We start from the raw sequence: 10,198 nt of genomic DNA on the forward strand, positions 1-10,198 counted from the left end.
CCGCGGCTCGCAGGGCGTGGGCAATCACGTGCGCCTGGATCCCACCCGCCTCGCCGGGTACCGTGCCCCGGATGGCAAAAACGGCGGACGTCGCCGCGCGGGGGCTGCTCGGGATCACGGCATTCTGTCACGCCGCGGGAGGTTTTGCGTATGCGCTCTCGCAGCCGCGGGGATTTTCCGTCGCATCGGCGGCCTTTTTCGAGCACGAGCTCCTCGGGCCGCTCGTCGTCGTGGTCGCGACCGTCCTCGGCTTCGCGCTCGTCACGCGCCGGGAAAAGCTCGTCGCCGCGGTGACGGGCGCGTTCGCGGGGTTCTGGTTCGTCGTGGCGGGCTACGGTCTGTTTACAGGCACAACCTCGTATGCGCGGCTCCTCGTGCTCCCTTTTGCAGGGGCGTTCCTGCTCGCCGCCCTCGCCCATCGAATGCACCGGCGCCTCGTCGTGGTCGTGCTCCCTGCCCTCGCGGGCGCGCTCTCGGGCGCCGGGTTCTGGGCCTCGGTGATGGCCCCGAGGGCGTCGACGTTTCCTTCGAACCATGCGCCGAAGACGGGCACGATCCCCGAAGCGGAGCCGGCGCTTCACAAAGGCGGGCTCCGCGTGCGTGTCGAGGGGACGTCGGTCGTCGTCGACGCGGGGATTCATCGGGCGCAGATCGTGCCCTCGTTCGATTACGACGCCGTGGCGGACGGCTGCGGGCTGACCGTGCTCGACCATCGCTCGGCGAGGCTGCCCCCCTTCCGCGCCGGCCGCGACGGCGATCGGATCGTATTCGCCGCGGAGGACGCCGATTTCGAGGCGTTTGGCATGGTCGAAATCCAGGGCGCGTCCACCGTGCGGATCGACGTCTCCACGACCGTGCGGCGCGAGCTCTGCGCGCACCTCGGGTCGGTGGTGGCCGTGCGGCTGTCACGGCTGCGAGGATCCGGCGACTTCATGCAGGGAGAGGAGGCCTCGATCAACGGGTTTTCCTGGCCCTCGGGAGACACGGGGGAGCCTTCGTTTTTCGTCGCGTTCCGGGGCGGCGAGCTCGGCTTTCATCGGGCGACACGCGACGAAAAAGGGCCGTTCACGACGCTCGGCACGATCGACGAGCCCGTGATCACGACCCGCGGCCTCCGGCTCCGCGTGCCGTCATGGAAGGATCAAGCCTCGCGCGAGCCCTCCCCCACGGCCGGCTGGGGCATTTCGCAAGGGGCGATCGAGCATTACGGCGCGTGGTTCTTCTGGCACATCGCCGCGACCTCGATCGGCCGCGGATGGCATACGGTGCGGACGGCGCCCGGCACGTACGAGACGACGATCCTCGTCGACGCGCTCTGACGGCTCCCCGATCGCGCGCATTCGCGGTACAAGGCAGCATGGATCCGCGCCCCGTCACGCTCGAAGGACGTCACGTCCGCCTGGAACCTCTCACGCTCGCGCATGCGCCGGCGCTGCTGTCGGCCCTCGCGGAGGACGAATCGATCTGGCGGTGGATGTCGATCGAGCCGCCGCTCTCGCTCGAAGCGATGGAAGCGTACATCGCGGACGCGCTGGAGGCGCAGGCGTCGAGGGCGCAGGTTGCGTTCGCGCAGGTGAGCCTCGCCGACGGGCGCGCGTGCGGCTCGACGCGGTACCTCAACATCAGCCGCAACGATCGGGGCCTGGAGATCGGCTGGACCTGGATCGGCAAGCGCTGGCAACGCACGGCGATCAACACGGAGGCGAAGTTCCTCCTCTTGCGGCACGCGTTCGATACGCTCGGCGCGGCGCGGGTGCAGCTCAAGACGGACGCGCGCAACCAGCAATCGCAGGCCGCGATCGAGCGCATCGGCGGCGTGCGCGAGGGCCTCTTGCGCAAGCACCAGCGGACGCGCGGCGGCACCCTCCGCGATACGGTGATGTTCAGCCTCGTCGAGGACGAGTGGCCCGCCGCGAAGGCGCGGCTCGTCGCGAAGCTCGGCGGCTGATCCGATCGCCACGGCGAGCGGTTTGTCCGGCTCGAAACGCACTTGGGGCCGCCGCGCCGGGGCGCCGCCCCGGGCCCCGCGGGGGCTGTTCGCCCCTCGACCCGAACCAGGGCAAGCCCTGGACCTCAGGGGGAAGAACTGCGCGATGCGCAGTTCTTCCCACAGGCCGCCGCTGGTGCCACGTCGCCCGTTGAACCGTCAGCGCGGCTGTCTTGGTTGGCAGGGTCGGTTGCGGTCTTGACCTGGCACGTTCGATGAACTGCGCATCGCGCAGTTCATCGACCCCGAGTCCAGCGCTTGCGCTGGTCCGGGTCCCGGGGCGGACAGCCCCGGGTGGGGCCTGGGGCAACGCCCCAGCGAAGCGCTTCCCGGATGAGACTCCGTCAGCCCGAGGTCGCGAGCGCCGCGAGGCCGTGGTGCATGCGGGAAAACGTGTTCTGGTGCGCGACGAGCGTGATCGCCGCGAGGATCGCGGGATCGTCGAGGCCGTGGGCCCGCAGCGTCGCGGCGTCGGCGGCGCCGACGGCCCACGGCGTGCGGGTGAGCTTCGTCGCGTAGGCTGCGAGCGCTTGCTCGCGGGGATCCCGCGGGCTCGCGTCCTCGTGGCGGGCGACGGCGCCGGCATCGCAGAGCTCGGCGGCGGCGGCGCGGGCGAGGATCCGACGCTCGCGGCGCGAGAGTTGCGCGTCGCGCTCGAAGTGGTAGGCGTGCCACTCTTCGAGGAGCGGCTGGGCAAACGCGCGACGTGGAAACACGGGGACGCGTGATCCGTCGACGGCTGGATTCCAGTCGCTCGGCGGAGGCCGCGGGAGAGGTTCTCGCGTCGGATCGATCGAGAGGCGCGGCAGCGGCGAGTCGTAATCGAACTCGATGCCGGTGCCGTCTGCGACGCGCGTGTAGTAGTTGAAGAACGACGCGACGCAGATCGCTTGCTCGACGCCGTCCTCGGACACGCCGACGGCGCGGAGGCGGTCGAGATCCGCGGCGTCGATGGACCACGGCGCTTCGGTCATGACGACCGCGAAGCCGGAGAGGGCGCGATCCCGCGGGGAAGCGCGCTGCATGTCGGTCCCCGTCACGACGTCCGTGGCGAGGGCCTCATCCCGAGAAGCGACACGCAGAAACTCTGCGTGAGCGGTCGTTCAGTAAAAGCACTGGTTCGTGCGCGACGCGGCTGCGGCGATGAGCTCGCGCTCGGCCCACGAGAGCCCGTCGCCGCGGTGGAACGTGCCGGTCGCGGTGAACGTGATCCGGAGCAGCTCGGGATCGAGGCTGTGCGCGCGCTGGATGCCGGCCGGGCCGCCGTGCGGGGCGCGATAGGCCGCGGGGATGGGGCGGGACATCATGGCGTCGTAGACGGCGCGGAGGGGGGCGTCCGCTTCGTGGTGCTCGACGATCCGGATGTGGGGCATGCAAGGAGGCTATCACGGTTCGGGCGGCCGAGTGAAATCCGGACGTGCAGGCGAAAACGCAAAAGTGAGCGTCCGGAGATTGGCGCGCCGTGGGGGCAAACCCGGCAAGGCGCGGTGATTATCGAGGCCCCGGCGGGGCGAAAGGGCGCGTGATATCGGCGTGCTGCACGCGGAACGTGCCACGCCGAACGGGGCGGAAGGGATGGCGAGCTTGGCGTGAAGAACCGATAACCGTTCGTGCCCCTCGATGAACGAGCACGAAGGACACCATCCGGGATGGTGACGGACCGGGGGGTTCGTGTAAGCTGCGGGCACTTCGTTCCTCGGAAAGGACCTCTACGGGCGATGGACTCCAAGGAGATGCTTGACAAACGGATCGCGCTGGCCACGAGCACCGACAACATGCTCGGGATGGTGCTCGACGGCGCGCTGAACCACCTCGGGCAGGCCTACGGGCCCGCGAAGGTGAGTGCCATCCGCACGCAGGTGATGGGGGACAAGACCATCCGCTCGTTCTTCTGGTACCCCGTGAGCTCGCTGCTCAAGGTCGCGCGCCGCCTCGTCGACGAGCCGAGCCTCGGCTTGAGCTGCGACGAGATCATGCGCGGGTGTGGCGAGCACGCCTTCAGCTCCCTGCTCGAGTCCCCCGTCGGCAAGATGCTGGCCCGGTTCGGCCAGGGCAACCCCCAGGCCCTCGTCGCCAACGGCCCCTACGCCTATACGCTGGCCGTGAGCTTCGGCGAACGCGAGTACAACAAAACGGGCGAACGCTCGGCCGACGTGGTCTTCACGCGTGACCTGTTCGGCCCCACGTTCACCGTCGCGGTCTACAAGGTCGCCTACAAGCTCGTGAGCAACGTCGACGCCGCCGTCTCCGCCACGGTCACCAACGACGCCGGGACCGACTTCATCGTCCACTCACGCTGGTGAACCGAAGGCCGGCCGCGCCCCTCGCTTGCGCGCGAGCAGCAGGTGGAGGCAGCCGGTCGGGTCCGTCCAGACCTCCGCCTCCTCGACGTTCGGCAGTCCTACGGCGAGCCCCAGCATGTCGGGCTCGTCCCTGTAGATGAGATACCAGTCCATGGCCGCCTCGATGAAGCGGCGCATGGGGTTGTGGCCGTTGAAGTTGCCGATCGCCAGGAGCCCGCCCGGCGCGAGGTTGAGCCAGAGGCGCGCCGTCAACGCCGTCGCGAATCGTGGCGACAGGTAGTCGTACAATCCGATCGAATAAATGAAGTCCTGGTCGCCTGGGACCAGGCTGGTCTTGCCGCGGATGAGCGTGAAGACGGAGCCGGACCAGGTGCGCACGCGGGCGGGATCCATCCGGCGCCCGAGCGAGGTGGTCGCGGCGAACAGGGCGCCCTGGTCCTGATCGAGGAGCGTGACTTCCTGGAACGGGTTCGTGGGCACCACGTCGGCGAGCTCCGACGCGGACCCCGAGGCGACGTTCATGACGTGCCGGGCCCCGCTGGTCCACTCGTCGCGCAGGAGCGTCTCGAGCTTCGCTCGGCGGTTGCGGACCGCCACGAAACCGGGCTCTTCGAGCACCCATCGGTCCATCCAGCGCCCGAGGGTCGTCTCGCCCTTGGGGCGATTCCGATAGACGTCCTCCATCATCAAGAAGTCGCCGGCGTAGCCCCGGGGTTTGGCGAAGCAGCGGTGGATGATGGGGCTCTGCCAGAAATACTCGCCGAGGACCTCCTGGAAGCGGCGCTGGGCCGGAGAGTTGCGCAAGAGGCCCATGGGGCCGAGAGCGTCGCTCGCCGCCCAGATGCCGCGCAGCATTTCCCCGAGCCGGGCGCTGTCCTCCGGCGACGGGGGCAACGCGCACCGGGGGGACGCCTCGAGGTCCCTGCACCAGGTGGCGAGCTCGGCGAGGCGCCGCTCGCATTCCGGTGAGACCGGAGGCCCGGAGACCTCGTCTTCCAACGGCTCACGCGACCGTCGGGCGGCCGGCGGCTCCACCGACGCCGTCTCCTCGGGCCCTTTCGTGATGCTCTCCCTGGCTAGCTGCTGGGCCATGGCCGGGCTCCTGTCTTCATCTTGCACGAACCGCCCGAGAGCATCGCCGAAAAACCCCCTCGCTGACAACCCTTCAGCACGCCGCGGTGCGAAACGCGTGAGGGGGTGAGTTCGACCACGAGGACCTCCAGGTGTACCCGTGCGCGGGACGGACGCAGGTTTGGCTCGTGGAACCAATCCCCCGAGGGGGGGCCTCTCTCCCGGTGACACGCAAACCTTGCCGTGTAGAATGGCCACGAAGAAGGGGGAGCCCATGACGGCGAAGAGCTCGTATGCACCCGGCCAGTTCTGCTGGACGGACCTGATGACCACGGATCCCGCGGCCGCGAAGGCGTTCTACACGGCGCTGTTCGGCTGGAGCGCCGCGGAGAGCCCCTACCCCGGCGGCGTGTACACGATGTTCCGAATGCGCGACCACGACGTGGCGGGGCTCGGCGGGCAACCGCCCGAGGAGGCGTCGCGCGGGATCCCGCCGCACTGGAACGTGTACGTCTCGGTGGACGACGCCGACGCCGTCGCCGCCAAGGCCACGTCGCTCGGGGCGACCGTCCTCGCGCCGGCGTTCGAAGTGATGGATTCGGGGCGCATGGCGATCCTCGCGGATCCCACGGGCGCGGTGTTTTTCCTCTGGCAACCGCAGAAACACATCGGCGCGACCTTGTGGGGCGAGCCGGGCGCGCCTTGCTGGTTCGAGCTCCAGACCACCGATCCGGAGAAAGCAAAAGCGTTTTATTCGGCGCTCTTCGGCTGGTCGACCGGCGGCGACGCGACGTACGGAGAGTGGATCGTGGGCGGCGAGCACGTGGGCGGGGTCTTGAAGATCGACCCGAGCTGGGGCCCGGTGCCGCCGAACTGGAGCGCATATTTCGCGGTCGAGAATGCGGACGACGCGGTGGCGAAGGCGCGTGGTCTCGGCGCGAAGGTGTACATGCCGCCGAAGGAGATCGGCACGGGGCGGTTCGCGGTGCTCGCGGACCCGCAGGGCGCGGTGTTCTCGATTTACGAAGAAAAACGCCGCTGACCCGCCCCGCGCGATCGCCGGACCGACGTCACTCCGCGGGCAAGTTCCGGAGGAGCTCCTCGGCTGCCTTCAGGTGTTCCCGCAGAAGCGGCAGGTTCTTCTCCGCGAAGGCCTGGACGTCCCGGTCCTTCGAGAGAAGCGCCTGCGACAGGTTCTCCACGTCGAACCGGTGCGACTCGATGACCGTGTGCAGGTAAACCCTGTCGAATTGATTTCCCCGGAGGCTCGAGAGCCGCTGGAAGAGGTGATCGATCAGCGGCTCGAACGCCGTCTGCCTCTCGACGCGGAATTTCACCGCGAGCGCCTCGATCCCCTCGGTCACGTTGACGTGCTCGGCGATCTCCTGCAGCGCGAACGCTTGGACCTTGGAGTTTTGCGCGCGCTGCACGGCGAGCCGCGCGGCCTTCACCGCCCATAGATTGCTCTTCGCAGCCTCCAGCACGATCTTCGCGTCGCCGCTCACGGCCGAAAGCTCGGACGTCGCTTCCTCGTCCAATGTTTCCGCCAGGGCCACGGACGACATCCCCATCATCGCGAGCGCGGCCACCATGAATACCTTTTTCATCATGACATTCCCTCCCCCGTTGGGTGGAAGCCACTTCGGCTGTCCTGGCTGAAACCTGCGACACAGGAGGCTTCGCCGGGAGTGCCGGAGGGGCGTGTGGAACCCATCCGCGCAGCGTTCCGGGCATGTTGCCTGCAATCGGGACGGCGGATCGGAGGAACGTCATGAAGAAGCTCGTGGGCGCCGCCGTGGCGGCGGCATGGACGGCAGTTTCCGCGATCGGGATCGCGCAGCCCTTCGAGACGTGCGTGGATGCGCGCAACTACGGCCAGAACATCAGCGAGGTGGCGGTGGGGCAGGTCATGGCGCGCGTGAACTGCAATGCCTCCATGCTCCCGGAGGCGGAGAGCTCCCTCGTCGCGGCCCTGCAGAACCTCGTCGCGACCTGGACCGGGAACGCGGACCTGAAGCGCTGTTATTACGAGGGAATCTACGAAAACGCTGTCGAGAGGCTCCAGCGTGATTACGCGCGCTGCAGCGACCCGGCTTTTCATGCGCCCTCGCTGGAGACGATCTCCCGGATCGCCGTCGCGACCTTCGTCGCCATGATTGATACCGGCAGGGGCCTCGTCACCACGACCAACACGAAAGCGGTCTTCGACATCGACTACGGCTTCCTCGGGGTGATCGATCCGCGCGTGTGCCGGCAGGGGGTCGAGGCCGCAGAGCGCGAGGTGCTCGGGATGGAAGCACCGGTGTACACGCGGTTCCTGAACATCATCGAGGCGCAGATCTGCGAGGACCGCTGACGGCGGGCGCGCTTTTTTTTCGGAGGACGAGCGAAAGAGGGGGAAAACATGAAGCTGAACACCGTATCGCTGGGCGTGTTTCTGGTCGGGCTCTGCTTCGCGGGCGAGGCGCTCGCGGTGATGCCGCCGCCGCGCTGCTCGCAGCCGCGGGACCGGCGGGCCTTCGACGCAGGGGTGATGTCCGGCGCGAGCCTCGTGGAGTCGGCGTGGAACTCGGTGAACGATTGTGATCAGATCGAGCGGTTCGCCGATCTCGTGATTCGCAACCTGGACAGCATCGATATCCCGCGAGAATCGAGCAATTACGTCCTCTGCCGCGTGGCCGGGATCGTGCAGGGCGCCGAGGAGGTGGTCGATCACACCTGGAATCGCTGCGACTGGGAGTGCCGGAAGGAAGGCGAGCTCATGGCGCGGATCGGCGGAAAGCTGTATTGCGATCTCTCGATCAGCCTCGGGGGCCTCGGCCTCGCGTCGGACATCATCCGGCTGCCCGTGCGGACGTGCGGGCTGGCCTTCCAGATCGGGTGCGACGCCGAGTTCATCGGGTACACGCAGAATTATCCCATGTGCGGAGCGTTCACGAGGGACCCGTTCACGCCGGTATGGAACCAGACGCGGAACAACCAGTGCGTCTACAACCCCGCCCCATGAATATGGCAGGGAGGAGGAGGTTTCCGATGAAAGGCAAAGCTCTGACGTTCGGGGTCTTGGCGGTCGGGCTCGGGCTCTCCGGGACGGCCATGGCGCAAAACGCGCCGCTCGGGTGTAGCGCGGCGCGCGAGGCGCGGGCCTTCGAGTCGGGCCTGCAATCCGGCCGGAGCCTCGTGCAGCAGGCGTGGAACTCGGTGACCTCGTGCGGGAACCTGGAGAGGTTCTCGACCGTGGTCATGGAGACCCTGACAAACGTCACGCTGCCGCCGGGATCCGACGATTACGTCGTCTGCCGGACGGTGGGAACGCTCGCGGGCGCGGTGGATCAGGTCGACGAGATCTGGGGCCTCTGCGCGATCGCGTGTTGTGACGAGGGCGAGCTGGTCGGATGGATCATGGGCAAGCTGTATTGTGATCTCTCGATCTGCCTCGGCGGCGTGCGCCTCACGAACTTCCTGGTGCAGCGGCCGATGGGCTTCTGCGGGGCCACGGCGCAGTCGTGCTGCAGGAGCGAGTTCACGTCGATCACGCCGTCGTACCAGGGGCCGTTCGGATCGTGCAGGCCCTACACGCAGGGCATGTTCCGCGCGACGTGGTCGCAATCGCGGGACAGCGTGTGCGCCTATCGCCAGTAAAAGCGAGGATCGCCATCCAATGAAATGGGCATTCGCGATCTTGGCCGTCGCGTCCTTGGGGTTCGGGGGGGAGGCCTCGGCGCAGCCGGGGCAGCCCCCCCGCGCTTGCCAGGGCGCCGAGGAGCGCGGCGCATTCGAGGAGGGACGCGCGCCCGGCCGCGCCCTCGCGCGAGGGGCCGCGGGCGAGGCGCGTTGCGCGCACCTCGAACAGGTCGCCGAGCGAGTCCTCCGCAAAGCACGCCGTCTCCGTCCGCCCCGCGGAATGCGCGGCCATCGCGGCGCCGCCTGCAAGCACGCGGGCAACGTCGCCGGCGTGATCGAGGAACTGCACGGGATCTGGGCGCGTTGCGGTGCACTCTGCTGCCAGGAGGGGCAACTCATCGCGGAGATCACGGGCCAGCTTTATTGTGATCTCTCGATCGACCTCGGAGGCGTCGACGTGGACGAATTCCTCCCGCGTCCGGTGCAAGCGTTCTGCGGCGAAGCCTTCCAGACGTGCTGCGACACGCGGTTCTCCGAATTCACGCAGAGCTATACCGACGAGGAAGGGCAGAGCTGCAAGGCCTATACGGAGGGGGCATTCTCCTCCGCGTGGGAAGGGGCCCGCGGCGCGCAGTGCAGCTACGACGGGGGCTAGCCGAAGCCGTTTCGCTGGGGCGTTGCCCCAGGCCCCACCCGGGGCTGTCCGCCCCGGGACCCGGACCAGCGCCCGCGCTGGACTGAAAGTCGATGAACTGCGCGATGCGCAGTTCATCGAACAGGCCGGTTCAAGACAGGCAACGACCCTGCCAACCAAGACGGTTTCAACCGGCAACGCTGTCCCTGGTCTTGCCACCGGCCTGTGGAAGAACTGCGCATCGCGCAGTTCTTCCAACAAAGGTCCAGGGCTGGCCCTGCAAAGAGGGGGCGGACAGCTTGAAAAACTCTCCCCGCATCGACTGCGCTTCGCGCAGTCGATGCCCAGAGGTCCAGGGCTGGCGCTGCTGAAGAGGGGGCGGACAGCTTGAAAAACTCTCCCCGCATCGACTGCGCTTCGCGCAGTCGATGCCCAGAGGTCCAGGGCTGGCCCTGCTAAAGAGGGGGCGGACAGCTTTCAAAACTTTCCCCGCATCGACTGCGCTTCGCGCAGTCGATGCCCAGAGGTCCAGGGCTGGCCCTGGTTCGGGTCGAGGGGCGAACAGCCCCCGCGGGGTCC

Annotated in this window: 12 protein-coding genes; 8 read left to right on the plus strand and 4 right to left on the minus strand. The window is 68.1% G+C overall.

The genetic code is table 11. The features are described from left to right. Positions 1-71 precede the first annotated feature (71 nt). The gene (locus QHF85_RS43585) at positions 72-1,319 is read left to right on the plus strand and encodes a hypothetical protein (protein ID WP_281333400.1); all 1,248 of its coding nucleotides are present in this window, start codon (positions 72-74) and stop codon (positions 1,317-1,319) included. Between the two features lie 38 nt (positions 1,320-1,357). Next, positions 1,358-1,948, plus strand: a complete 591-nt coding sequence (locus QHF85_RS43590) for a GNAT family protein (protein ID WP_281333401.1) — start codon at positions 1,358-1,360, stop codon at positions 1,946-1,948. Positions 1,949-2,331: 383 nt separating this feature from the next. Here QHF85_RS43590 and QHF85_RS43595 read toward each other — a convergent pair whose 3' ends face one another. Continuing rightward, the gene (locus tag QHF85_RS43595; RefSeq protein ID WP_281333402.1) at positions 2,332-3,012 is read right to left on the minus strand and encodes a hypothetical protein; all 681 of its coding nucleotides are present in this window, start codon (positions 3,010-3,012) and stop codon (positions 2,332-2,334) included. Between the two features lie 78 nt (positions 3,013-3,090). Further along, positions 3,091-3,360, minus strand: a complete 270-nt coding sequence (locus QHF85_RS43600) for a carboxymuconolactone decarboxylase family protein (RefSeq protein WP_281333403.1) — start codon at positions 3,358-3,360, stop codon at positions 3,091-3,093. A 345-nt stretch (positions 3,361-3,705) separates the two neighbouring features. On the opposite strand from QHF85_RS43600, the gene QHF85_RS43605 reads away from it, so the two are divergent. After that, positions 3,706-4,290 (plus strand): TIGR02265 family protein, encoded by a 585-nt coding sequence (locus tag QHF85_RS43605; RefSeq protein ID WP_281333404.1) that lies wholly within the window; start codon positions 3,706-3,708, stop codon positions 4,288-4,290. Here QHF85_RS43605 and QHF85_RS43610 read toward each other — a convergent pair. After that, on the minus strand, positions 4,279-5,382 hold the full coding sequence (locus QHF85_RS43610; RefSeq protein ID WP_281333405.1) for a class I SAM-dependent methyltransferase family protein: 1,104 nt from the start codon (positions 5,380-5,382) through the stop codon (positions 4,279-4,281). The genes QHF85_RS43605 and QHF85_RS43610 overlap by 12 nt on opposite strands. Before the next feature lie 229 nt (positions 5,383-5,611). Between QHF85_RS43610 and QHF85_RS43615 the strand changes: the two genes are divergently transcribed. Next, positions 5,612-6,403 (plus strand): VOC family protein, encoded by a 792-nt coding sequence (locus tag QHF85_RS43615; RefSeq protein ID WP_281333406.1) that lies wholly within the window; start codon positions 5,612-5,614, stop codon positions 6,401-6,403. Between the two features lie 28 nt (positions 6,404-6,431). Here QHF85_RS43615 and QHF85_RS43620 read toward each other — a convergent pair whose 3' ends face one another. Next, a complete protein-coding gene (locus tag QHF85_RS43620) occupies positions 6,432-6,971 on the minus strand; it encodes a DUF4142 domain-containing protein (RefSeq protein WP_281333407.1) in 540 nt (179 codons plus the stop codon). 161 nt (positions 6,972-7,132) lie between these two features. Between QHF85_RS43620 and QHF85_RS43625 the strand changes: the two genes are divergently transcribed. From QHF85_RS43625 to QHF85_RS43640, 4 genes are read left to right on the plus strand one after another with little or no spacing between them, the layout of a single operon-like run. Beyond that, positions 7,133-7,717, plus strand: a complete 585-nt coding sequence (locus QHF85_RS43625) for a hypothetical protein (protein WP_281333408.1) — start codon at positions 7,133-7,135, stop codon at positions 7,715-7,717. 48 nt (positions 7,718-7,765) lie between these two features. After that, positions 7,766-8,368: a hypothetical protein gene (locus tag QHF85_RS43630; RefSeq protein WP_281333409.1), complete on the plus strand. Its 603-nt coding sequence runs from the start codon at positions 7,766-7,768 to the stop codon at positions 8,366-8,368. A 26-nt stretch (positions 8,369-8,394) separates the two neighbouring features. Further along, positions 8,395-9,003, plus strand: coding sequence for a hypothetical protein (locus QHF85_RS43635; RefSeq protein ID WP_281333410.1), 609 nt, complete (start codon positions 8,395-8,397; stop codon positions 9,001-9,003). 19 nt (positions 9,004-9,022) lie between these two features. After that, positions 9,023-9,640 (plus strand): hypothetical protein, encoded by a 618-nt coding sequence (locus QHF85_RS43640; RefSeq protein WP_281333411.1) that lies wholly within the window; start codon positions 9,023-9,025, stop codon positions 9,638-9,640. The last annotated feature ends 558 nt before the right edge of the window (positions 9,641-10,198 follow it).

Source organism: Polyangium sp. 6x1 (assembly GCF_029946515.1).
In the GTDB taxonomy this organism is placed as follows: Bacteria; Myxococcota_A; Polyangia; order Polyangiales; family Polyangiaceae; genus Polyangium.

Excerpts from the sequence above, each read along its gene's own strand:
- QHF85_RS43585 (WP_281333400.1), top strand. The coding sequence starts at position 72 with ATGGCAAAAACGGCGGACGTCGCCGCGCGGGGGCTGCTCGGGATCACG.
- QHF85_RS43590 (WP_281333401.1), top strand. The coding sequence starts at position 1,358 with ATGGATCCGCGCCCCGTCACGCTCGAAGGACGTCACGTCCGCCTGGAA.
- QHF85_RS43595 (WP_281333402.1), bottom strand. The coding sequence starts at position 3,012 with ATGCAGCGCGCTTCCCCGCGGGATCGCGCCCTCTCCGGCTTCGCGGTC.
- QHF85_RS43600 (WP_281333403.1), bottom strand. The coding sequence starts at position 3,360 with ATGCCCCACATCCGGATCGTCGAGCACCACGAAGCGGACGCCCCCCTC.
- QHF85_RS43605 (WP_281333404.1), top strand. The coding sequence starts at position 3,706 with ATGGACTCCAAGGAGATGCTTGACAAACGGATCGCGCTGGCCACGAGC.
- QHF85_RS43610 (WP_281333405.1), bottom strand. The coding sequence starts at position 5,382 with ATGGCCCAGCAGCTAGCCAGGGAGAGCATCACGAAAGGGCCCGAGGAG.
- QHF85_RS43615 (WP_281333406.1), top strand. The coding sequence starts at position 5,612 with ATGGCCACGAAGAAGGGGGAGCCCATGACGGCGAAGAGCTCGTATGCA.
- QHF85_RS43620 (WP_281333407.1), bottom strand. The coding sequence starts at position 6,971 with ATGATGAAAAAGGTATTCATGGTGGCCGCGCTCGCGATGATGGGGATG.
- QHF85_RS43625 (WP_281333408.1), top strand. The coding sequence starts at position 7,133 with ATGAAGAAGCTCGTGGGCGCCGCCGTGGCGGCGGCATGGACGGCAGTT.
- QHF85_RS43630 (WP_281333409.1), top strand. The coding sequence starts at position 7,766 with ATGAAGCTGAACACCGTATCGCTGGGCGTGTTTCTGGTCGGGCTCTGC.
- QHF85_RS43635 (WP_281333410.1), top strand. The coding sequence starts at position 8,395 with ATGAAAGGCAAAGCTCTGACGTTCGGGGTCTTGGCGGTCGGGCTCGGG.
- QHF85_RS43640 (WP_281333411.1), top strand. The coding sequence starts at position 9,023 with ATGAAATGGGCATTCGCGATCTTGGCCGTCGCGTCCTTGGGGTTCGGG.